Origin of the sequence: Erythrobacter mangrovi (assembly GCF_013260645.1) — a bacterium.
Taxonomy (GTDB): Bacteria; Pseudomonadota; Alphaproteobacteria; order Sphingomonadales; family Sphingomonadaceae; genus Qipengyuania; species Qipengyuania mangrovi.
The window spans coordinates 2,346,653-2,368,343 of sequence record NZ_CP053921.1 but is presented as its reverse complement, the minus strand read 5'-3'; the positions used below and the strand labels follow the sequence as shown (position 1 = coordinate 2,368,343).

The 21,691-nt window shown below is 63.0% G+C and carries 24 protein-coding genes and 2 tRNA genes; 14 read left to right on the top strand and 12 right to left on the bottom strand.

Features of this window, described 5'->3' with window-relative positions; translation table 11 throughout:
- The first annotated feature begins 85 nt into the window (after positions 1-85).
- The 3 genes from HQR01_RS12030 (at position 86) to HQR01_RS12020 (ending at position 1,932) form a co-directional block, all read left to right on the top strand.
- Positions 86-724 carry a TetR/AcrR family transcriptional regulator gene (locus HQR01_RS12030; RefSeq protein ID WP_234030154.1) on the top strand — a complete coding sequence of 213 codons (639 nt, stop codon included), beginning with the start codon at positions 86-88 and terminating at the stop codon, positions 722-724.
- 53 nt (positions 725-777) lie between these two features.
- Positions 778-1,029, top strand: a complete 252-nt coding sequence (locus tag HQR01_RS12025; RefSeq protein ID WP_188115102.1) for a hypothetical protein — start codon at positions 778-780, stop codon at positions 1,027-1,029.
- Between the two features lie 150 nt (positions 1,030-1,179).
- Positions 1,180-1,932 (top strand): NRDE family protein, encoded by a 753-nt coding sequence (locus HQR01_RS12020; protein WP_173215093.1) that lies wholly within the window; start codon positions 1,180-1,182, stop codon positions 1,930-1,932.
- 41 nt (positions 1,933-1,973) lie between these two features.
- Here the strand turns inward: HQR01_RS12020 and HQR01_RS12015 are convergent.
- Together HQR01_RS12015 and sppA are read right to left on the bottom strand one after the other, a co-directional pair.
- Positions 1,974-2,048 (bottom strand) — tRNA-Val (locus HQR01_RS12015).
- An 80-nt stretch (positions 2,049-2,128) separates the two neighbouring features.
- Positions 2,129-4,006, bottom strand: a complete 1,878-nt coding sequence (sppA, locus tag HQR01_RS12010; RefSeq protein WP_173215092.1) for a signal peptide peptidase SppA — start codon at positions 4,004-4,006, stop codon at positions 2,129-2,131.
- Between the two features lie 102 nt (positions 4,007-4,108).
- Between sppA and HQR01_RS12005 the strand changes: the two genes are divergently transcribed.
- Together HQR01_RS12005 and HQR01_RS12000 are read left to right on the top strand one after the other, a co-directional pair.
- Positions 4,109-5,134, top strand: a complete 1,026-nt coding sequence (locus HQR01_RS12005; RefSeq protein ID WP_173215091.1) for an aspartate carbamoyltransferase catalytic subunit — start codon at positions 4,109-4,111, stop codon at positions 5,132-5,134.
- Complete coding sequence (locus tag HQR01_RS12000; protein WP_173215090.1) at positions 5,131-6,363, top strand: dihydroorotase; 1,233 nt, start codon at positions 5,131-5,133, stop codon at positions 6,361-6,363. Before HQR01_RS12005 ends, HQR01_RS12000 begins: the two co-directional genes overlap by 4 nt.
- A gap of 68 nt (positions 6,364-6,431) precedes the next feature.
- Here the strand turns inward: HQR01_RS12000 and HQR01_RS11995 are convergent, their stop codons facing one another.
- The 3 genes from HQR01_RS11995 to HQR01_RS11985 are packed head-to-tail and all read right to left on the bottom strand — an operon-like array spanning position 6,432 to position 9,026.
- A complete protein-coding gene (locus tag HQR01_RS11995) occupies positions 6,432-7,718 on the bottom strand; it encodes an SPOR domain-containing protein (RefSeq protein ID WP_173215089.1) in 1,287 nt (428 codons plus the stop codon).
- 39 nt (positions 7,719-7,757) lie between these two features.
- On the bottom strand, positions 7,758-8,285 hold the full coding sequence (locus HQR01_RS11990; RefSeq protein WP_173215088.1) for a hypothetical protein: 528 nt from the start codon (positions 8,283-8,285) through the stop codon (positions 7,758-7,760).
- A 24-nt stretch (positions 8,286-8,309) separates the two neighbouring features.
- Entirely contained in the window at positions 8,310-9,026 is a 717-nt protein-coding gene (locus HQR01_RS11985) for a ParA family protein (RefSeq protein WP_173215087.1), read from the bottom strand.
- Between the two features lie 277 nt (positions 9,027-9,303).
- Between HQR01_RS11985 and HQR01_RS11980 the strand changes: the two genes are divergently transcribed.
- From HQR01_RS11980 to bfr, 4 genes are all read left to right on the top strand, one after another.
- Positions 9,304-10,341, top strand: a complete 1,038-nt coding sequence (locus HQR01_RS11980) for an SPOR domain-containing protein (protein WP_234030153.1) — start codon at positions 9,304-9,306, stop codon at positions 10,339-10,341.
- A 97-nt stretch (positions 10,342-10,438) separates the two neighbouring features.
- On the top strand, positions 10,439-11,737 hold the full coding sequence (locus tag HQR01_RS11975) for a DUF418 domain-containing protein (RefSeq protein ID WP_173215085.1): 1,299 nt from the start codon (positions 10,439-10,441) through the stop codon (positions 11,735-11,737).
- A gap of 77 nt (positions 11,738-11,814) precedes the next feature.
- Positions 11,815-12,006, top strand: a complete 192-nt coding sequence (locus HQR01_RS11970) for a (2Fe-2S)-binding protein (protein ID WP_173215084.1) — start codon at positions 11,815-11,817, stop codon at positions 12,004-12,006.
- A gap of 124 nt (positions 12,007-12,130) precedes the next feature.
- On the top strand, positions 12,131-12,616 hold the full coding sequence (gene bfr, locus HQR01_RS11965) for a bacterioferritin (RefSeq protein WP_173215083.1): 486 nt from the start codon (positions 12,131-12,133) through the stop codon (positions 12,614-12,616).
- Here the strand turns inward: bfr and HQR01_RS11960 are convergent.
- Positions 12,613-12,822 (bottom strand): hypothetical protein, encoded by a 210-nt coding sequence (locus tag HQR01_RS11960; RefSeq protein ID WP_173215082.1) that lies wholly within the window; start codon positions 12,820-12,822, stop codon positions 12,613-12,615. The genes bfr and HQR01_RS11960 overlap by 4 nt on opposite strands.
- 355 nt (positions 12,823-13,177) lie before the next feature.
- Between HQR01_RS11960 and HQR01_RS11955 the strand changes: the two genes are divergently transcribed.
- Entirely contained in the window at positions 13,178-13,645 is a 468-nt protein-coding gene (locus tag HQR01_RS11955; RefSeq protein WP_173215081.1) for a hypothetical protein, read from the top strand.
- 102 nt (positions 13,646-13,747) lie between these two features.
- On the opposite strand, the gene HQR01_RS11950 is transcribed toward HQR01_RS11955, so the two are convergent.
- Both HQR01_RS11950 and der read right to left on the bottom strand, forming a co-directional pair.
- Positions 13,748-14,236, bottom strand: a complete 489-nt coding sequence (locus HQR01_RS11950) for a DUF2721 domain-containing protein (protein WP_234030152.1) — start codon at positions 14,234-14,236, stop codon at positions 13,748-13,750.
- A 5-nt stretch (positions 14,237-14,241) separates the two neighbouring features.
- On the bottom strand, positions 14,242-15,642 hold the full coding sequence (gene der / locus HQR01_RS11945; protein WP_173215080.1) for a ribosome biogenesis GTPase Der: 1,401 nt from the start codon (positions 15,640-15,642) through the stop codon (positions 14,242-14,244).
- 119 nt (positions 15,643-15,761) lie between these two features.
- On the opposite strand from der, the gene HQR01_RS11940 reads away from it, so the two are divergent.
- The gene (locus HQR01_RS11940) at positions 15,762-16,382 is read left to right on the top strand and encodes a CHAP domain-containing protein (protein WP_407644593.1); all 621 of its coding nucleotides are present in this window, start codon (positions 15,762-15,764) and stop codon (positions 16,380-16,382) included.
- Here HQR01_RS11940 and HQR01_RS11935 read toward each other — a convergent pair whose 3' ends face one another.
- Positions 16,383-16,667, bottom strand: a complete 285-nt coding sequence (locus tag HQR01_RS11935; protein ID WP_173215079.1) for a DUF3297 family protein — start codon at positions 16,665-16,667, stop codon at positions 16,383-16,385.
- A gap of 150 nt (positions 16,668-16,817) precedes the next feature.
- Between HQR01_RS11935 and HQR01_RS11930 the strand changes: the two genes are divergently transcribed.
- The 3 genes from HQR01_RS11930 (at position 16,818) to trxB (ending at position 19,639) form a co-directional block, all read left to right on the top strand.
- Positions 16,818-16,902 (top strand) — tRNA-Leu (locus tag HQR01_RS11930).
- Between the two features lie 63 nt (positions 16,903-16,965).
- Positions 16,966-18,495 carry a trigger factor gene (gene tig, locus HQR01_RS11925; protein WP_173215078.1) on the top strand — a complete coding sequence of 510 codons (1,530 nt, stop codon included), beginning with the start codon at positions 16,966-16,968 and terminating at the stop codon, positions 18,493-18,495.
- A gap of 178 nt (positions 18,496-18,673) precedes the next feature.
- Positions 18,674-19,639 carry a thioredoxin-disulfide reductase gene (gene trxB, locus HQR01_RS11920; protein WP_173215077.1) on the top strand — a complete coding sequence of 322 codons (966 nt, stop codon included), beginning with the start codon at positions 18,674-18,676 and terminating at the stop codon, positions 19,637-19,639.
- A 37-nt stretch (positions 19,640-19,676) separates the two neighbouring features.
- Here the strand turns inward: trxB and HQR01_RS11915 are convergent, their stop codons facing one another.
- From HQR01_RS11915 to HQR01_RS11905, 3 genes are all read right to left on the bottom strand, one after another.
- Positions 19,677-20,114, bottom strand: a complete 438-nt coding sequence (locus tag HQR01_RS11915; RefSeq protein WP_173215076.1) for an MAPEG family protein — start codon at positions 20,112-20,114, stop codon at positions 19,677-19,679.
- Positions 20,111-20,557: an MAPEG family protein gene (locus HQR01_RS11910; protein ID WP_173215075.1), complete on the bottom strand. Its 447-nt coding sequence runs from the start codon at positions 20,555-20,557 to the stop codon at positions 20,111-20,113. Before HQR01_RS11910 ends, HQR01_RS11915 begins: the two co-directional genes overlap by 4 nt.
- A 66-nt stretch (positions 20,558-20,623) precedes the next feature.
- Complete coding sequence (locus tag HQR01_RS11905) at positions 20,624-21,562, bottom strand: threonine ammonia-lyase (RefSeq protein ID WP_407644592.1); 939 nt, start codon at positions 21,560-21,562, stop codon at positions 20,624-20,626.
- Positions 21,563-21,691: the final 129 nt, after the last annotated feature.

Sequence of the window (21,691 nt, the reverse complement as noted above, 5' to 3'; positions counted from 1 at the left end):
CTCTTTGAACTCCCAATACTGAAACCTGAACCACCTTTCAAGTTCGAACTTGTCGCGACCGCTTTTCGGGCTTAGGAACGTCCGGATGGAAGAGGTGGGAATGGACACCGCGACGAGCAATGCGGATCGTGTGCCACGCACCGATCGCGGACGGAAAACCTTGCGCAAACTGCTCGATGCGGCAGCCCGTGAATTTGCCGAACGCGGATTTCACGACGCTTCGATCAGCGCGATCACCCGCCGTGCAGGCGTGGCGCTGGGGACCTTCTACACCTACTACGACAGCAAGGACGCCATCTTCCGTGCCCTGGTGCGCGACATGAGCGAACGGGTCGGATCGGCCGCTCGCGACGCCGTGGCCCCGGGAATGGACGCGGTCGAGGTCGAACGCGCCGCGCTCGAAGCGTTCTTGCGCTTTGCCGCGGACAACAAGGCGCTCTACCGGATCATTGACGAAGCGGAATTCGTCGACCCCGAAAGCTACCGGGACCATTATGAGACGATCGGTCGGCGCATAGAGGAGCGCCTGCGCGTGGGCGCCGCCGCTGGCAGGTTGCGCCCCGAACTCGGCGCGCCAGAGGCCTGGGCATTGATGGGCATGAATGTGTTCCTGGGCCTGCGCTACGCAATCTGGGCCCGCGAAGGTGATCCCGACCCAACGGCGATTGCACGGGCGGCCAACTTGATGCTGGAGCAAGGCATCGCGGCGCGCGCAAAAGGGTAAGACACGGAACCCGATCGCCGGCCATCGGTTGAGTATGCAAAGGAGACATTTGCATGTTCGGCAAGATCATCGGAGCAATCGCGGGTAGTCAACTCGCCAAGCAGACAGATCAGATTGGCGGCGCATCTGGGGCGGCGATCGGCGTGATCGCGGCCGGTGCCCTGCGTCGGCTGAGCCTCCCAGCCATGATCGCCCTGGGTACCGGTGGCTATCTGGCAAAGAAGTATGTCGACCGACGCGGGATCGAAAGGAATGGCGTCCACAAGGATGCCGCGCCGGAAGGCGTCAAGCGGCGCTCGAACTGACCAACCTATAACCTCCGGGTAGACGCGATACGGATTCGCTGACGCCCGAGCTATTCTAAGTATCTTGTTTCGTTGTGTAGTCTGCGAGGGAATTCAGCTACCTGCCAAGGTGCACCTTGCAGCGCCTGCCGGGGTTGCTAGCTAGCCGACATGTGCGTCATTGCTTTCGCTTGGGATCATTCCCCGCAATTTGGTCTCGCCCTGATCGGCAACCGGGATGAATTCTATGCCCGGCCTGCTTGTGCCGCCGCACGGTGGGGCGACAGGCCCCACATCGTCGCCGGCCGCGACTTGCAGGAGGGGGGGAGCTGGCTCGCTGTTTCGCCGGGGCGCGGAGCCGCCGCAGTCACCAACGTGCGCGAAGGGATGCCGCAGCCACGCCCCCTTTCGCGCGGATCGCTCCCGGTGCGGTTCCTCGATGAACCGGAATCCTTCCTAAGCCAGCAATCCGCCGACTTTTCCGACTACCGGCCCTTCAACTTCATCGGCTTTGCGCCTGGGCAGGCGACCTATCTTTCGAATGCGAAGGAGACTGAAGCGAAGGTGCTTGAGCCCGGCCTGCACCACCTTTCCAACGGGACACTTAATGCACCTTGGCCCAAGTCGCTGATGCTGCGTGAGGCACTTGATGCATGGCTAGGGGCGGGCCGGTTCGACGATGTTGAACCGCTTTTCGCTGCCTTGGGCAGCACCCGCTGCGCGCCAGATGCGGAGTTGCCCGATACGGGCATCGGTATTGAACGTGAGCGCGCGCTTGGCTCGCCGTTCATTCGCACACCCGAGTATGGCACCCGGACCAGCAGTATATTGCTGCTCGATCGGGCCTTTCGTGGCGTGCTGATCGAGCGACAATTCGACCATGGCGAGCGTCACGGGTCGGATAATCAAGTGGAGATCGGCTAGCTAATGCCAGCCGCCCATTTCCGAACTTCCTGGAGTGGAAATGGTGGGCGCGACAGGGATTGAACCTGTGACCCCACCCGTGTGAAGGGTGTGCTCTACCGCTGAGCTACGCGCCCGCCCTGTGCATTGCGATGGGACGTGCCATCGGGGCAGGCGCGCGCCTTTACGCGGCGAATCGCGCCATGGCAAGCGCCAGCTAGGAAGCCAAAGCGCGGAACAGCGCCGCCAGCCATCCATCGTAACGCGTGGCCGCATTTTCGGCTCGCGGCAGCGGCTCGCACTCGAGGCAATAGGCCTGCATTCCGTTGACGCGTAACAACCGATCGAGGTCATTCTCGATACGGCTGAACAGTCCGTGCTGCTGCCGCGCGAACAGGGCTGTGACGTCGGCGCGCTCGGCATTCTCCGGGTCATCGAGCAGCAGCGAGCGGAGTAGATTGTCATAGCCGCTGGGGCGCGAGCCTAGATACTCGGCATGCCAGTCATCGCCCAGCTTGGCCTGTTTCGCGACCCAGGTCAGCGCCTCGTCGATCCCGCCATATTGGTCGACCAGCCCGATCTGACGTGCGGTACCGCCATCCCACACCCGGCCCTGACCGATGCGATCGACCTGATCGCGCGTCAGCTTGCGCGATGTACCGACGCGCTGGAGGAAATCCTCGTAGCCGTCTTCGATGGTTGCCTGCAGGATAGCGTCGACCTCCGGGGTGAAGCCGCCGATCAGGTCGGGCTGACCGGATAGGGGAGTGGTCCGTACGCCGTCGCTGGTCACGCCAATGCTGGCGGCTGTGTCCTCGAATGTTGGTACCACCGCAAAAATGCCGATCGAACCGGTGATCGTCTCAGGCTCGGCGAAGATCCGGTCTGCGGGCGTCGAAACCCAATAGCCGCCGCTCGCGGCGAGATTTGCCATGGAAACCGCGATCGGGATGCCCTTTGCCTTGTGGCGCAGGATGGCGTTGCGAATCTCCTCCGACGCCAACACCGACCCTCCAGGCGAGTCGACGCGAACGACGAGGCCGGCGAGGTCGGCGGTCAGGACATCGTCCAGCAACTCCGCGATCCGCGATCCGCCGGCAATCCCGGGACCAGCATCGCCATCGACGATTTCGCCCGCGATGGTGATAACCCCAATCGGCTTGCCGCGCGTTGGCAGGGGATTGTCGACCAGCCACGTTGCGAGCGAGGTGGTGGGATAGGCCCTGGCGTCGTCGCTCCAGGCGTCCGCACCGACCAGCTCGACCATTCGTTCGTCGAATTGCGCTCGCGTTCCGATGCGGTCGACCAGGCCCGCCTGCTTGGCGGCCGTGGCCAGGTCCCCTCTTGCGGCTCGTACCCAAGCGACCGGGTCGCCGGTTATCCGGGCGATGTCGGCAGAGGGCCGCGCCTTCTTGAGGTTGGCCTGATATTCTTCCCACAGAGCGCCGTAGAGCGCCCGGTAGTTCTCGCGCGCCGGCTCGGACATGTCAGAGCGCGAGTAGGGCTCCACCGCGCTCTTGTATTCGCCGACCTTGTAGATCCGTGCCTTGACCTTCAGTCGATCGAGCAATCCCGCGAAATAGGGACGCTCGCCACCTGGCCCGGCGATTACCGCGCCGCCCAGGGGATCGACCCAGACTTCGCTGGCATGCGCCGCCAGCAGCATTGCGTCGTCGCCATAGGCCGTGGCGTAGGTAAGCACCGGCTTTTCCGCCGCACGCACACGGTCGAGCGCTTCGCCGACCTCCTGCAAATGCACTTGGCCCGCGCCGAGGAAGCGATCGAGATCGAGCACGACCGCAGCGATCCGTTCGTCCTTGGCCGCCGCATCGAGCGCGCGGACGAGATCGCGTGCCTGGTATTCGGCAATGGGCGCTTCGCGGGCGAGGAGTGCCCTGAGCGGATCGATTTCGGTGCGTTCTTCGACGATCACGCCGTTGAGGTCGATTTCCAACGCTCCGTCGCGCACTGCCGCGGGCGTGGGACGCGCCGTCAGCACCATGAACAACCCGGCGAAGAACAGCAGCATGAACGCCAGGACCAGCGCATCCTTGATCCCGACCAGTAAACGCCAGACCTTGCCCGCAAAATGCATCCGAAAAACCTCCTGTTGCACCCTAGCTAGGTGAGGTGGTGTCGCTTCGCCAGCCGAAAGCGCTTGAGCGCACAAGGTCACTCGACTAAGGGCGTGGCTTCAATGGCATCGACGGAAACTTCGGCCCACGCGGCTCGCTATCCTGCGGGTTCGCTGGCATTCCCGCACCGCGACCTCATCGGCATCGGCCAGATGGAGCGGCATGAGATCCTTTTCCTGCTCGACGAGGCGGAACAGTGGGTGGCACTCAACCGCGAGCCGACCAAGCACATCGATCTGCTTTCTGGTCTGACCATCATCAACGCCTTCTTCGAAAATTCGACCCGCACGCTGCTGAGCTTCGAGATCGCCGGCAAACGGCTGGGTGCGGACGTGGTCAACATGCACGCCGCGCAATCGAGCGTGAAGAAGGGCGAGACGCTGATCGATACCGCGATCACCCTCAACGCCATGCACGCGGATGCGATCGTCATTCGCCACGCGTCGAGTGGGGCGACCCAGCTGATCGCGGACAAGGTCGATTGCCCGGTACTCAATGCGGGCGACGGGCAGCACGAGCACCCCACACAGGCTCTGCTCGACGCGCTGGCCCTGCGTCACGCCTTCCGCGATCGCGGCGAACAGGCGGAGGACTTCACCGGTCTCGTCGTGGTGATCTGCGGGGACATCCTGCACAGCCGCGTCGCACGCTCGAACCTCCTCTGCCTGCAGGCGCTAGGTGCGACCGTTCGGCTGTGCGCGCCGCCTGCGCTGATGCCGACAGGGATCGAGGCGATGGGGGCAGAGGTGTTCCATGATTTCGATGCTGCGCTACGCGGTGCCGACGTCGCAATGATGCTGCGGCTGCAGACCGAACGGATGAGCGGTCAGTTCATTCCCTCCGCCCGCGAGTATCACCATCTCTATGGCTTGACGAAGAAGCGTCTGGCCCATGCCAAACCCGATACGCTGGTGATGCATCCTGGGCCGATGAACCGCGGGGTCGAGATCGACAGCGAGGTGGCCGATCTGATCGATCGTTCGATCATCACTCGCCAGGTTGAGATGGGCGTTGCAATCCGAATGGCTGCACTCGACGTTTTGACCCGCCGCGCGCGCGGGGTCGAAGGCTGGGGAGGGACAGCATGAAGCAGCTTCGTCCCCTGACCATCACCAACGGCAGGCTGGTAACGCCAGATGGGTTGCGTGACGGCGCGATCCGCCTCGTCGATGGACGGATCGATGCGTTGGGCGGCGTCCAGCCGCATGACGGCGACGAGATCGTCGACGCTAAGGGCCAGCTCGTCACGCCAGGTCTTGTCGATTTCGGCGTGTTCAAGGTCGACAAACCGGCGTTCCACTTCGGCGGCATTACCCGGGCTGCGCTGATGCCCGACCAGTCGCCGTCGCTCGACCTGCCGAGCCGCGTTTCCTACATCGCCAAGAGCGGCAAGCCCGATTTCTGGGTTCACCCGCTTGCGGCCGCGACTCGTGGGCTCGAAGGGCGCGAGATCGCCGAGATCGCGCTGATGCGTGAAGCTGGCGCCCGCGGCATCGCAACCGGACGTCAGTGGATTGCCGACGCAGGGGTCATGCTGCGTTTGCTGCAGTATGCCGCCATGCTCGACATGACGGTTGTCACCCATGCCGAAGAGGCCGCGCTGGTGGGTGGCGCAGTCGCCACTTCGGGTGAGATTGCGACGCGTCGCGGCTTGCCGAGTGCACCCGCTGCCGCAGAAGTGATCGCAATTTCGCGCGATGTCGCGCTGGCCGAATTGGCAGGCGCACGGCTGCACTTCCGTCAGGTCACGACGCGGGCGGGGCTCGATCTCATCCGTGCCGCCAAGGCGCGTGGCGTTTTGGTTACCTGCGGCGTCACCCCGGCCCATTTCATGTTGTCTGACCTCGCCACGGTCGATTTCCGTACCTTTGCGCGCCTGTCGCCGCCGTTGCGCTGCGAGGACGAGCGGCAGGCGGTTCGCGAAGCACTCGCCGACGGTACGATCGACGTGGTGGCGAGCGGTCATGACCCACGGGGCCCCGAAGACAAGCGCCTCCCATTCGCCGATGCCGAACCCGGCATGGCCGGGGCCGAAACCCTGTTGGCGATGGTGCTATCGCTGGTGCGGGACGAGGTGATCGATCTGGCCCGTGCCTTCGATCTCGTCGCTGCGGCGCCCGCTCGATTGCTCGAAGTCGAGGCGGGGACCCTGGCTGTGGGACGCGAAGCCGACGTCGCCTTGGTCGATCCGGAACGACCTTGGGTCATCCAGAGCGCGAAGATGGAAGCGACCGCAGGCAATACGCCATTCGACGGCCAGCCAACCCAGGGGCGCGTCAGCGCGCTATGGAAGGGCGGCGTGGCAGTCTCAGCCTAAGCAACAAGGAAAACCCCGCCCGGATCGCTCCGGACGGGGTTGGAAAGTCTGATTGGATTGCGCGATTTTTACCGCGCTGCGACCCGTACCTCGTCGTGCGTTACGTCGAGCGCGCCGGGAAGCGGATTGGATGCGGCGTAGGCAATGCAACCACCACCCTTGCCCTTGACCGTACGGCACATCGAGGCGGCCGATGCCTTGGCAAAGCCGGCTGCGGCGACACGGTAGTAGATCTTGCCGTTCACGCGGGCCTTGGTGATGACGCGTTCAGCCTCGCCCAGTTCAGGATAGCGGCGCTGGAACCGCTTCCACGCCTCTTGCGCGTCGGACATGGAGGAGAAGGATCCCAGCTGGACGTTGTAGTCGCCGCTGGTGAAGCGGGGAGCGGCGGCGGCTCGCGGTGCAGCGGATGTGCGCGTGCTGGGAATCGGTTGCACCACTTCACGCGAGACGAAGCGAATGCCACCGGCATTTGAGAGACCGGCGTCGGCCAACGCAGCGTCGCTGCTGTCGTCGAATTGCGGAGCGCTTTCCGAGGCCGCGAGCTCGCTCGCGAGTGCGAAACTTGTTTCGGGCATGCCTTCGCTCGCCTCAACCGTCTCTGCCGCAAGCTGTTCGACCGCGGGATGGTTGGCTAGCGCCAGCATTGCGGGCTGGCCCGGGTCGGCGGAGATACTGACGCCAAGCAGGCCGGCGACCCGCTGCGTTGGAACTTCAGCCTGCGCGAGGAGCGCCCACTGGGCTAGTCTTTCGCCAAGTTCGTCGCCCGGAATGTCTTGCGCAGCAAGCAGGCGGGCATTCGCCCAGTCGCCGGAAAGCGCGAAGGCGTAAGCGAGATTCTGGCGCACCTTGGTGGTGTTCTGACCGCCGCGGAGAGCATTGCTGAGCACATGCACGCCTTCCTGCGGACGTCCAGCCAGTGCCACGGCAAGGCCGTAGTCGCCGGGATCAATTCCGACCCGATGTTCGTGCAACAGGTCGAGCGCGGCAGCCTGATTGCCTTGCGCGGTCAGCGCGAGCGCATAGCTGATCACGGTGCGCGGCCCACTGTCACCCAGTTCCATCGCTTCGCCGAATGCAGTTGCAGCGGACTGGAAGCGTCCGGCCTCAAGATAGGCATTGCCGAGCAGAGTGCGGGTGTAGGCATCGCGCGGTGCGGCTAGGACGGCTGCCTCCGCATTGGCGATCGCCTTGTCGTGCTGGCCCTTGGCCAGTGCGGCTTCGGCCTGCGAGGCAGAGTAGGCATGCGACGGCGCTACCTTGCCCGTGCAACCCGCAAGCGCGGTCGTCGCAAGCGCCGTGGTTACGGCGAGCTGGACGAGCCGGCGGGTCTTGGCGTTGGTATCGGTGCTCATTTCATTCCCCCTTGGAGGTGATCCCACGTCGTCTTCGGTTTAGTGTTCCGACTTCTGGACCTGTGCTGCGAGGCTCGCGATTTCCGGCATTTCCGCGAGCAACGAATCCAGTGCGTCGGTAACGATTTGCTGTGCGCTGCGACCGCGAACGGTACAGGCAAGGCGCAGCATCAGATGGCGTTCATGATCGAGGCGCAGCGTGAAGGCGGCGCGGCGACCGTTCAGTTTTGCCGGCTTGCGCGGTGCAGGGCGGCTTTCAGGTACGGGCTTTTCGAGATGAGCTGCGATCCGCGAAAGCGATTCGCGCACCTGGTTGGGCGCTCCGCTTTCGTTTGCCGCCTGCGGCGCGATGGCCACGACCTTCTCGGAACGAGTAGCAGTCTCTGAACGAGTGGTTGCGGCTTCGTCGTCACCCATGTCGTTCCAGCCGAGGTCTTCCAGGTTGGCGGCGGCTTCCTTGCCGTCGACCGGGCCTGGTATCCCTGACTGCGGGCGCATGGCGGGCTTTGCACCGCCCTTGCGCGCCAGGAGCGTCGGGGTGAGTGAAGCAAAATTGGCGTCTGACATCCGGCCGTCTCCGCCTTTCCGCTATTACTGGGCCACCCGGCGGCCGAAGCCACCAGCGGGGCGATGAGCACCGGGCAGTGCAGACTGCGAATTCGGTGCGGCGAAGACCGTGCGACGGAAATTCTTTTCCAGACGGTCGGCGATGTACTTCCACAGCGCAGTGACCTCGGCAGCCGAGCGGCTTTCCGGATCGACTTCCATGACCGTGCGGCCGTCGATCATCGAAGCGGCAAAGTCAGTGCGGTGGTGCAGGGTGATCGGGGCAACGGTGCCATGCTGGCTCAGGGCGACTGCCGCTTCCGAGGTGATCTTGGCCTTGGGCGTCGCGGCGTTCACGACGAACACCAGCGGTTTGCCGGCGCGTTCACAGAGGTCGACCGTGGCGCCCACGGCGCGCAAGTCGTGCGGCGAGGGACGGGTTGGGACGACGATCAGCTCGGCGACCGAGATAACCGACTGGATCGCCATGGTGATCGCTGGCGGCGTGTCGATCACGGCCAGCTTGAACCCCTGCGATCGCAAGATCGCGAGATCGTTGGCAAGGCGGGCGACGGTGGTCTGCGCGAAGGCGGGATATTCCGCCTCGCGTTCGTTCCACCAGTCGGCCAGCGAGCCCTGTGGGTCGATGTCAATCAGTACGACCGGCCCGGCGCCCGCGCGCTGGGCCTGAACGGCGAGATGTCCGGAGAGCGTGGTCTTACCCGATCCGCCCTTCTGCGATGCCAGTGCCAGTACACGCAAGGTTTGTCCCCCTTGGTTTGCGCCTGAGTTCGATTATCTGACGCGCCAATTACAGCGGTCTTGAGAGGGAGATCGCAGACTACCCCTAATTTAGGGTTAACTTCGCACGAGTTTGGCCAATCAAAATCGCACAAGGCTTTGCTAACGGGGGATTTACTATAGGATGGAGCAACCGGGAACGCGCACATCGCCGCACCCGTAGGAGGTCGGGTCGATGGAGCAACAAACGAAGCGGATGCTAGCCTCCTTGGGTGTTGTGGGATCTCTCGCGTTTGCCGTGCCTGCGCAAGCCGATGTGAAGGCGGGGGTCGATGCCTGGACGCGTGGCGAATATGCCACTGCGGTGCGCGAATGGGTCGAACCTGCACAGCAGGGTGATCCGGATGCCCAGTTCAACCTAGCGCAGGCCTATCGCCTGGGACGCGGGGTCGATCCCGACCCGAATCAAGCCAAGGCGTTGTATGAGCGGGCGGCTGCGCAAGGCCATTTGCGGGCGGCGGACAATCTCGGGCTCATGTTGTTTCAAGAGGGGCAGCACGAGCTGGCGATGCCCTACATCGAAGCAGGCGCCTCGCGCGGCGATCCGCGGTCCCAGTATATTCTTGGTATCGCGCATTTTAATGGGGATCTGGCGGAGAAGGACTGGCAGCGGGCCTATGCCTTGCTGACGCTGGCCAACAGTACCGGCCTGCCGCAGGCAAAATCCGCGATCCAGCAGATGGATCAGTATATTTCGCTGGAGGATCGCCAGGCAGCGCAGCTGCTGGCAACGTCGATCAAGGCGCAGGCCGAAGCGGCACGGGCTCGCGAGCTGGCGGCTGTCGACCTTGCCTTGGGCACTGAAGGTGTCACGGGTGGAGCGGCACCGGCTCCTTCGGCGGCACCGGTCAGCTATCCCCCGCGCCAGGTCGTGTCGCCGTTGGGCGCCGGGGCCGACTATACGCTTCCGGCGCGCTCGCAGCCGGTGATCGTCGCCCGGGCCGAACCGGCAAGGGCCCAGGCAGCGACACCGCAGCCAGCCATCTCCGCGCCTCCTGACACCGTCGTACCTGCAGCGAGTCCCGTTTCGCGCACGCCCCCTTCGAGCGGGCCATGGAAGCTCCAGCTTGGCGCTTTCGGAGTGCCCAGTAATGCGGATCGCTTGTGGCGGCAGCTGGCGGGCCGCAGCGAGCTGGCGGACCGGGAGAAGCTCAAGATCGTGGCTGGGTCACTGACCAGGCTCCTGGCGGGCGGGTTCGCGAGTCGGGCGGACGCTGCAAGCGCCTGTGCCTCGCTCAAGCGAGCGGGCCATGAATGCCTCGTGACGCTACGATAGCATCGGTTATCCAACGGAAAGTGATCATCGCCGGTCGACGGGGGCTTGGCGAGGGCTCCAACTGTGTTAGTCGCGTGGGACACAGGGAGGAGCGCCAATGGCAACTGCTGCCACACCCGATATGCCAGACGACATGGCGATCGCGCCGGTAGAGCCGAGCGTGACCAGCGGCGCCGAACGCCTGGTCAGCCTCGATTTCATCCGCGGCATTGCGGTGCTCGGCATCCTCTTTGCCAACATCACTGCCTTTGCGCATCCCTTCATGGTCTATGTTTGGCCGGGTGCCATGCCGGGTGGGCCGACCGAAGGCGACAAGCTCGCCTGGTTGATCCAGTATGTCGTCATCGACCACAAGATGCGCGGCCTGTTCACTATCCTGTTCGGCGCGGGAATGATGCTGTTCGTGGAAAAAGCGTGGGCCCGGGGCTCCGGTCGCTGGCTGCAGTTCCGGCGACTGCTGTGGCTGCTGCTGTTCGGCATGGTCCATTATTACCTGATCTGGTTCGGGGACATCCTCCAGTCCTATGCCGTGTGGGGGATCGTGGCGCTGGCGTTCATGAAGTGGCGGGCCAAGTCGCAGTTCCTGCTTGGCCTGGCACTTTACGGGCTGGGTACTCTCGCGATGGCCGGGATGTTCGGCTCGCAATATTACCTCGCGACCCACCCTGCAGCGGCGGAGCAGCGGCTCTCGGAGAAGCAGCAGGAAAGTCTGGCGAAGGCCGTCCCCGATATCATCGAAGAAGTCGACGAGGATATCGAACGCGTCCGCAGCAGCAGCTATCCTGAGACGGTCCGCCACCAGGTGCTCGAGGAGACCGACGAGAACCTCGTGGGAATTGCCTTCGGCTTGACCGAAACGATCGCGCTGATCCTGCTGGGAATGGCGCTCTATCGTTTCGGGTTCTTCAGTGGCTCGCTCGATCCGGCGAAGATGCGCTTGTGGGGCTGGGTCGGCCTGGGCAGTGGGACAGTATCCTCGCTGGCGCTGGGCCTGTGGGCCTATGCCGCGGGCTTCCCTTTCTTCCTCACCTTCTTCGTGTTCGAAGGCCTGTTCATGCTGCCGCGCCTGGCCTTCGTGCTCGGCCTTGCTGCCTTGCTGGTGGAATGGGCACCGCGTGCAACCCGGGGATGGTTGGGCCAGCGATTCGTCGCAGCGGGCCGGATGGCCTTCAGCAATTACCTCGGTACGTCGCTGATCATGCTGGCCGTCTTTCCGGCATGGGGTCTGGATTTGTACGGCACCATGCACCGCTTCGCCCTATTCGTCATGGTGCTGGGCGTTTGGGCACTGATGCTGCTTTGGTCGAAACCCTGGCTCGAGCGCTACCGCTATGGGCCGCTCGAATGGCTTTGGCGCTGCCTCACCTACTGGCGCCTCTTCCCCCTGAAGCGGTGATTTTTGCAAACCCTTGCTATTGCGAATGACTCGCACTAGATGTGTTTTTGCGAATCAATCGCAGGAGCTGCCAAGTCATGTATGTCTGCATCTGCAATGCCATCAGGGAGGGCGAGTTGCGCAATGTAGGGCGCCGCGTTCCAGGCGATGCGGTCGCGTGTTATGCCGCCCTTGGCAAGCAGCCCAACTGCGGACAGTGCCTGGACGAGGCCGACGACATCATTCGGGAAGAACGCGAAATGGCGTTCGAGCCCGCCGTGGCCGCCTGATCATCCGCTACTGACAATCGCTTTCAACTAGCGGAATTCTGCCGCTTTTGCGCGTCTGACCCTTGCCTTGGCCTGCCGTGCGGGCGCATAGTTACGCATCCGCAATAAGCACAGGAGAGCAGCCATGAAGGGCGATCCCACGGTCATCGAGTTCCTCAACAAGGCGCTCACCAATGAGCTGACCGCGATCAATCAATATTGGCTGCACTATCGAGTGCTTGCCGATTGGGGCATCACTCGTCTTGCCGAGTACGAGCGGCACGAATCGATCGATGAGATGAAGCATGCTGACGTGCTCGCCGAACGAATCCTGTTCCTTGAGGCGCTCCCCAATTTCCAGGCAATCCACAAGCTCAAGGTGGGTGAAACCGTCGAGGAAATCCTCAAGGCCGACCTGGCCGTGGAGATGGAGGCGATCCCCCTGCTCAAGGACGCGATCGCGCATTGTGAGAGCGTGCGGGACTATACCAGCCGCGAGATCTTCGAGCGGATCCTCGAAAGCGAGGAAGAGCATGTCGATTTCCTCGAGACGCAGTTCGACATGATCGCGCGCATGGGCTTGGAAAACTACGTCCAGCTCAACAGCAAGCCGGCGGGCGAGGGCGACTAACCGCCAACCTGCCAGAAGGGTGCACCTGCTTCTCCGTGACGGATCAGGCGGGCAATGCGCCGTTCCCCATCCCACAGCTCGGCCTGACCGGAGATCGTGTTGATATCCGCAACGGTCAGAGCAGTGGCAATATCCAACGCATCGAGGTCGAGCGGCGGTTGGTCATGCTCCATTCGAGGCATGATCGAAAGACGAATGCGAGACATGTTCTTCTCCATCTAGCTCGCAATTTCTGCGCTTGGCGGGATGAACGTCAGATAACTCTAAGGGGCGCAGCTTCGCCTCGCGATCCATTTTCGGCTGATCTGCTCGATTATTGGGATCGGAGGTGCGATCTCGTTCGTCACAATGATCTCGCCGGCGGCGCACTGGGGGTCCAGCTGAGCCGCTACCCTGGCAGCCACGCCAGGCAGGTCATTTGACACTATCCCACCGAAGGTCCACTGTCTGAAAAGGGAGCGTTCTCAGAACAAAGGCAATCAAACGCGCCTTCCAAGAATACGGTTCGCACGACTTCCAATTCGCAGGGTCGCACCACCCACGAAGTTTGGAGGAAGAACGATGAACGTCATCAAGAAAGCGATCGGGGGATCCGTCGTTGCTGCGGCTCTTGCCATGGCAGTACCTGCCGCAGCCGAAATGGAACTCTACAAGGACTACGAACCATCGAAAGAGGTGGTCGAGATGACCTTCGTCAAAGTCGACGAGGGGCAGTTCGAGACCTACCTTGAAGGGCTGAAGAGCACCTGGGTGGCAGCCAATGAGGCGCAGAAAAAGCTGGGCCATATCAAGGACTACGGGATCTACAGCGTCCCCTACGGCGACAATTCGGTCAACCTGGTGCTGGTTGTGGTCTTTCCGAGCGACGAGATGATTGCGCCGAACAAGGCAAGATACATGGCCTTCCTCGACGCGTACGGGAAAGCCAATCTCGATCAATCCAACACGACGGTGATCGATCTCTACAACAAGATCCGCAAGATCCAGGGCACTTACTTGCTGCGTGAGGTCATCCTGACCGGCAAATAGTCAGAAAGCTTGCTGAAACGTGTAACGGCGGGGTTGATACCCCGCCGCTTGCATCTTCGGCTCAGAAATCCGCGCTCGCGAACCACGAAGGGTATCGTCTCGCTATCGCGCTTTTCTCCGCCTCATCCGTTCGAGATTGCGCTTCGCGGCGGTGCGGGTTTCCATGAGGAAGGAGGCAAGTCCGGCGACGAGGAAACTCATCGTCACGATCCATGCCAAGGCGACCAGCGTGCCCAATGGGGTGCGCACGAAAGCGCTGACGAATAGCAGCACGATGACGATGCTGATCGTTAGCGCGGCAGCTGTGCTGAGCATGACTGCGCGCTGGGCATAGACCCGGCGCTTCTCCAAAGCGGGAAGTTCTTCGAGCAGAATGCCCGCGCGGCCCTCTTCGTCGGCGGCAACGATCTTTTCGATCTTGTTGGCGACCCAGATCAACCGATTGGTCATGACATTCATCACCGCGCCGATTGCGGCGAGCAGGAAGGCAGGGGCCAGGCTGAGCTGGACGACATGCTGCACCTGTGCGGTCGAGCTGGTTCGCTCGAGCAGGTCTATCGCCGGCGTCGCGGCAAGGAATTCGAGCAGCACAGTGCTCAGTCCTTCTGGAATGGGTTCTTCGGGCTCTTGAGCACGACGCGCACCGGCACCGCCTCGAAACCAAGCTTGGAGCGAATGCCGTTCACCAGATAGCGCTCATAGCTCTTCGGCAGCATGTCGAGCCGCGTCCCGAAGACCACGAAGCGCGGGGGACGGGTGCTTGCCTGGGTGATATACCGCAGCTTGATCCGCTTGCCCTTGGGCGCGGGCGGCGGGTTGGCTTCCAGCGCATCGTCGAACCAACGGTTGAGCGCGGCTGTGGGAACGCGGCGGCTCCATGCTTCGCGCAGGTCGAATGCGGCGCAGAGCAGCTGGTCGAGGCCCTTGCCGGTTTTCGCGCTGACCGCGATCAGCGGGAGGCCGCGCACCTGCGCCAGGCCTTCGTCGAGTGCGGCGCGGATGCCGTTGAACAGCGCGCTGGCGTCTTCGGCAATGTCCCATTTGTTGATGGCGATCATCAACGCACGCCCTTCCTCGAGCACCATGCTGGCGATCTTGAGGTCCTGGTGTTCCAGGCCACGGGTGGCATCGAGCATCAGGACGACGACTTCGGCAAAGTCGATTGCGCGACGCGCGTCGGCGACAGAGAGCTTTTCCAGCTTCTCCACCACCTGTGCGCGCTTGCGCATGCCGGCGGTGTCGATCAGCCGGACCTCGCGCTCCTCGCCGGTTCTGGGGTCGGTCCATTCCCAGTCGATCGCGATCGAATCGCGGGTGATGCCGGCTTCGGGACCAGTCAGCAGGCGATCTTCGCCCAGCAGGCGATTGATGAGGGTAGACTTGCCGGCATTCGGACGGCCGACAATGGCAAGCTTCAGCGGACCGGCGGGGGCATCCTCGTCTTCGCCTATCAAGGTATCGTCGTCGTCTTCGGTCGCCTCGGCTTTGGCGCCGATGATCGGCCACAAATGGTCGAACAAATCGGCCACGCCTTCGCCATGCTCGGCCGAAAGGGCAACCGGTTCACCGAAGCCGAGCGAGAAACTTTCGTAGATCCCGGCATCGCCCTGCTTGCCCTCGGCTTTGTTCGCCACCAGCACCACGGGGACTTTCTGCTGCCGCAGCCAGCGGGCGATTTCCTCGTCGAGCGGGGTCAAGCCTACTCGCGAATCGAACACGAACATGGCCGCATCGGCACCCTCGAGGCTTACCTCGGTCTGCTTGCGCATGCGGCCGGGCAGGCTCTCGGGATCGTCGTCTTCCCAGCCGGCGGTATCGACCACCTGGAACTCCATCCCGGCAATTTCGGCATCGCCGAAGCGCCGGTCGCGCGTCACGCCGGGCTGGTCGTCGACCAGCGCCAGCCGCTTTCCGACCAATCGGTTGAAAAGCGTCGACTTGCCGACGTTGGGGCGACCGATGATGATCACGGTCGGTTTGGTGGAGGATGCGCGCATTATGGCGCGCCAAGTGGCGCTTCGCCGCGCGCAATGCAAGCGGCACCGCGAATCGCGGCTTCGGGGTGCATCGCTCGTCGCAACCATTTAGTAAGGTTAACGCCCTACTTACCTTTGGCATGAGGAAGCTGATTGCCCTCGTTGCCCTGCTTGCCACAGCGTCACCTGCCTTGGCCGACGAAGCCGTGGAGCTTGCCTCTGCCGGCATGGCACGCGGTGGGGAAGGGCAGGAACTCGAGCCTTACCTGCAATGCGCACCCTATGCCCGGCAGGTCACCGGCATCGAACTATTCGGCGAAGCCAGCACTTGGTGGGAACAGGCCCAAGGCCGCTATGCGACCGGCCACAAGCCGCGCGTAGGGGCGGTGATGACGTTCCGCCCCTATCGCAACATGCAATCCGGCCATGTCGCCGCGGTCAGCAAAGTGATCGATTCGCGCCGGGTCCTGCTCGACCATGCCAACTGGTCGCCGGTCAACGGACGGCGCGGACAGGTGGAGAAGGACGTGCTGGCGGTGGACGTCTCACCTACCAATGACTGGAGCCAGGTGCAGGTTTGGTATGCTCCGCTCGGCAAGGTTGGTAGCACTGCCTGGCCCGTCGACGGGTTCATCTACACCGATCGTGCAGTGCAGAAGCAGGCCCCGCTTGCTCAGGGACCTCGCACCCCTGTCCAAACCGTACCGGCGCGCGAAGAACCATCGACACGCTTCCTCAGCGCGTTCGCGAAATTCCAGTAATCAGCCAGCCTTTGCGACGGGCGCGTCTTCGCCGAGGTCCTCGAACCACGCCTCGACCGGGCCGTTGAGCTTGAGTGTCAGCGGGTTGCCGTGGCGGTCCATGGTCTTGCCGGCCTGCACCCGCACCCAGCCTTCGGAGATCGAGTATTCCTCGATATCGGTGCGCTGCTTGCCCTTGAAGCGGATGCCCACACCTCGCTTCAGCACCTCTACGTCGAAATGCGCGCTCTTCGGGTGCACGGACAGGCGGTCGGGCGGAGTGTCGGTCTTGGTCTGATCGGTCATGGACCGCGCCCCTAATCCGCGCCGCGCCGCGCGGCAAGATCAATTGGGCGTGCGGACCGCCGCCGCGCTTGCGCTATCCGTCGCATCCTACTAGAGGCACGCGCCTACACGCGAAGGACTGGCTCCTCTCGCGCAGCTTCACTCGGGTTTGCGGGCGTGGCGGAACTGGTAGACGCGCTGGTTTTAGGTACCAGTATCGAAAGATGTGGGGGTTCGAGTCCCTTCGCCCGCACCAGTGCCGCCGCTGCAAGCGGAACCCTCGCCATTATCGCTTTTGGAAAGTCACGAGTTTCAACCAATGCAGATCAAAGAGACCGCCAACGAGGGCCTGAAGCGCGCCTATGCCGTCACCATCGCGGCCAAGGATATCGACGCGCGCATCGACAGCGAAGTGAAGAAGATCGCCCCGCAGGTAAAGATGCCCGGCTTCCGCCCCGGCAAGGTGCCCGCGAACCTGGTGCGCAAGATGCACGGCGAACAGCTGCACGCGCAGACGGTCAACGACATGATCCGCGAATCGGTCGACAAGGTGATGGCCGAAAACAAGCTGCGTCCGGCGATGCAGCCCAAGGTCGAATTCGGCGAGGGCTATGAAGAAGGCAAGGACGCCAGCCTGACGGTCGAGCTCGAAGTGCTCCCCGAAGTCGACGCGCCGGAAATCGAAGGCCTCAAGCTTGAACGCCTGATGGTGCCCGTCACCGACGAGCAGGTCATGGAAGCGGTCAGCCGCATCGCGGAAGGCAACAAGAGCTATAAGGACGCGCCGAAGACGAAGAAGGCCGCGGATGGCGACCAGCTGATCATCGACTTCGTCGGAAGCATCGACGGCGTTGAGTTCGAAGGCGGCAAGGCCGAAAACACCCCGCTGGTGATCGGTTCGGGCCAGTTCATCCCCGGGTTCGAAGAGCAGCTCACCGGCGTGAAGACCGGCGATGAGAAGACCATCACCGTGACTTTCCCGGCCGATTATCCGGCCGAACACCTGGCCGGCAAGGATGCGCAGTTCGCGATCAAGGTCCAGCAGGTGAAGATCGAGACCGAAACCAAGGCCGATGACGAGTTCGCCAAGAATCTCGGCCTCGAAAGCCTCGACAAGCTCAAGGAACTGCTGCGTGGCCAGCTGGAGCAGGAAACTGCCGGCCTGACTCGTACGCAGATGAAGCGCCAGCTGCTCGACAAGCTCGCTGCCGGTCATGACTTTGCCGTGCCGCAGGGCATGGTCGATGCCGAGTTCGACCAGATCTGGGCCCAGCTCCAGCAGGAAGCCGCCCGTGCGGAGGATTCGGCTGCGATGCTCAAGGAAATGGAAGACGAGAAGGAAGACTATCGTCGCATCGCCGAGCGCCGCGTCCGCCTTGGCTTGCTGCTGTCGGAAATCGGCCAGAAGAATGGCGTCGAAGTTACCGCCAATGAAATGCAGATGCTGATCCAGCAGGCTGCCCAGCAATATCGCGCGGAAGACCGCCAGCGTTTCGTCGACTACGTCCGCAGCGAGCCGATGGCTGCCGCGCAGCTGCGCGCGCCGCTGTATGAAGACAAGGTCGTCGATTTCCTGTTCGACAAGGCCGAGATCACCGACCGTGAAGTGACGCGCGAGGAACTCGAAGCCGCGATCGAAGCCGAAGAAGATGCGGTTGTCGACGCCAAGCCGGCCAAGAAGCCTGCGACCAAGAAGCCTGCAGCCAAGAAGGCCTCGGCGAAGAAGGAAGCCGCTGAAAAGCCTGCGGCAAAGAAGGCTCCTGCCAAGAAAGCCGCCGCAAAGGACGAGGGTGAGAAGAAGCCGGCCGCCAAGAAGGCACCGGCCAAGAAAGCTGCGGCAAAGAAGTAAACTTCAAGCCGTACTGGAACACGCAAGGGGCGGCGGACTTCGGTTCGTCGCCCCTTTTCGCAGATGGTCGCAACCTGTGGGACTGGTTGTGAGCCGGTCGATTGTTGAAATCGATTTTTATGCGGCTGGCAATCGCCGCCCCCCGACCCTATTTCCCCGGCGCAAGGAGACTCGACGCATGGCAACCCATCGTACCAAAATGCTTATTATCGGCTCGGGCCCGGCGGGCTTTTCCGCCGCAATCTACGGCGCGCGCGCGATGATGGAGCCCATCGTGGTGCAGGGGCTGCAGCCCGGTGGCCAGCTGACCATCACGACCGATGTCGAGAACTACCCCGGATTCGCCGATGTCATCCAGGGCCCCTGGCTGATGGAGCAGATGCAGAAGCAGGCCGAACATGTCGGCACGCGGATGATGTGGGACACGATCGTCGATGTCGATCTTGCCAATCGCTCGCCGTTCCGTGCGGTTGGTGACGGCGGTGACGAATATATCGCCGATGTCATTGTCATCGCCACCGGGGCGCAGGCGAAGTGGTTGGGTGTGCCCGGCGAACAGGAACTGGGCGGCAAGGGCGTCTCGGCCTGCGCAACCTGCGATGGCTTCTTCTACCGCGGCAAGAAGGTCGTGGTGATCGGCGGCGGCAATACCGCGGTCGAGGAAGCGCTCTATCTCACCAACCATTCGGACGACGTGACGCTGATCCACCGCCGCGACGAACTGCGTGCGGAACGCATCCTGCAGGAACGGCTGTTCAAGAACCCCAAAATCAGGGTCCTGTGGAACAAGGCGGTCGAGAGCTTCGAAGCCGGTCCGACCGGCGCGCTCGGTCACCTCAAGCTACGCGACACCGTGACGGGCGAGGATAGCACGATCGAGACCGACGGCGCCTTTGTCGCGATCGGTCACGCACCCGCGACCGAACTGTTCAAGGGCAAGCTCGAACTCGATGCGAGCGGCTACCTGGTGGTCGAGCCCGGTACGCCCAAGACCGCGATCCCCGGGGTCTTTGCCGCAGGCGACGTGATGGATCACACCTATCGTCAGGCAGTCACCGCTGCGGGAACGGGCTGCATGGCCGCGCTCGATGCAGAACGCTTCCTCGCCACGCTCGAAACGCGCGAGCACGAAGCCGCGGAGTAGTCTGGTGTGGCCCCCGCCGTAGCGGGGGCCAAACGCCTTAGCTCCAGTTGAAGACGAAGATGGCGGCGTGCAGCACCAAGGCCATCAGCACCAGGCTCGACAGCGCGAACAGCACGAAACGCACGAGCACGCGGTTGGCGGTCGCTTGCACCAGTGAATGCACGATACGCAACCCGACGTAGATCCACGCCAGCAGCGCGTTGAGACCATCGCCCTGGCCGGTCACCGCGAGCACCAGCGCGACTGCGTAGAACACTGTCGGCGCTTCGTGCAGGTGGTTGTAATTGTCGGCCTTCCAGCTGACTGAATCGGGCAGTTGTCCCCGCAGACTCGCGCCGGTCGACCCGACCATCTTGGCGCCATCGATGCCCGCCTTCGACATGGCCGGAATGCGGGTGATGTACATCCACCACCACATGACCATGGTCCAACCTGCAAGGGTGACGACCGGCTGGAGGATTGACGATTCGATCATGCGAGAACTCCTGGATAAGCAAAGAGGGTTACCATCACCGCCCGTATGGCGAGCGCGGTGAGCACCAGGGTCGCCAACAGGAAGATCAGGAAGCGCGTGTTCACCTTGTTGGTGGTGGCCTGATAAATCGAGTGCACGATGCGCAGTCCGACATAGGTCCAGGCCAGCAGCACATCCCACTGTGCCGGCCCCATGAGTGCGAGGATCACCACGGCCGGATAGAAGATCGTCGGCTGCTCCATCAGGTGAGCGTAATTATGCGCCTTCCAGTTGACCCTGGAATCGATCCGGCCCTCCAAATCCTGTCCACGTCCGCCGGGCTCGCCGTCCATGGTAATCCCGGCCTTCTTCATCGCCGGAAGGCGGGTCCCGGCCATCCAGAACAGCATTACGAGCGACCAAGCGACGAGGACCGCCGCCGGCGCGAGCATCTGGGCTTGCATGAGGTCTCTCCCTGTTGACCCTTTGCGCCGAAACTGCGGCTGGTTCCGGGGATTGTCAAATGCTTGCTAGGCGTCGGCAATCGTCGCGGCATAGGCCCGCGGGTCGACATTGCCCCCGGTCATCATGATCACGGTGCCCTCGTCCAACGGTACCTTGCCCGCCAGCGCCGCCGCCAGCGCCGCTGCGCCACCCGGTTCGACCACCAGCCGTAGCTTGGAAAAGGCGAAGCGTTGTGCGGCAAGAACCTCGTCATCGGTCACGGCCACGCCGGGTTCGGCGCGATCCTTCAAGATGGCAAGGTTGAGTGGCTTCGTGGCGTCAGGTTGCAGGGCGTCGCAGATGGTCTTGGGCGCATCAGCGGCCGCCCGTACGATTTCGCCCGTCGCCAACGCTTGGCCGACCATGTCCCAGCCAACCGGCTCGACAAGGTGGATCGCACTTTCCGGGCAGGCAAGCGAGAGACCTGCAGTGAGCCCTCCGCCGCCGCAGCAGACGATGAAGCGCGTGGGGGTGCGGCCTAGCTGTGCTTCGGCCTCGATGCCCGCGCTGCCTTGACCTTCGATCACCCAAGGATCGCTGAAGGCATGGACCAGCACCGCATCGCGCTCTGCGACGAGCCTTGATGCTAGTTCATCGCGATCTTCGCCAGGGCGTTGATAAAGCACCACTTCGGCGCCGTGAGATCGGGTCGCGTCAAGCTTAACCTGCGGTGCGTTGTGCGGCATGACGATGACAGCAGGAGTGCCTAGCTTCTTGGCTGCCCATGCCACCCCCTGGGCGTGGTTGCCCGAGGATGCGGCGACCACGCCACGCTTGCGCTCCTCTTCGGTAAGCGCGGACAACCTATGCCAGGCACCGCGGACCTTGAACGCTCCGACCGGCTGCAACATCTCGGCCTTTACCCAGCACTTAACGTCACGGATTTCGATGGGGAGCAGTGGAGTAGGTGGAACAACCTCCGCGATCTTGGCTGTCGCTTCGAGTACACCTTCACGGGTAGGCATGCGTTGTTGGATCATAGTTGGATTACTCTCTGGGGGGTCCTGCGGGATGGAACAGGTGGAACAGGGTTCTGCCGAAAGAAATCGGGTCGCTGCGTCCGGGCTGCCGAACGATTGCTACGGGTGTGGTCG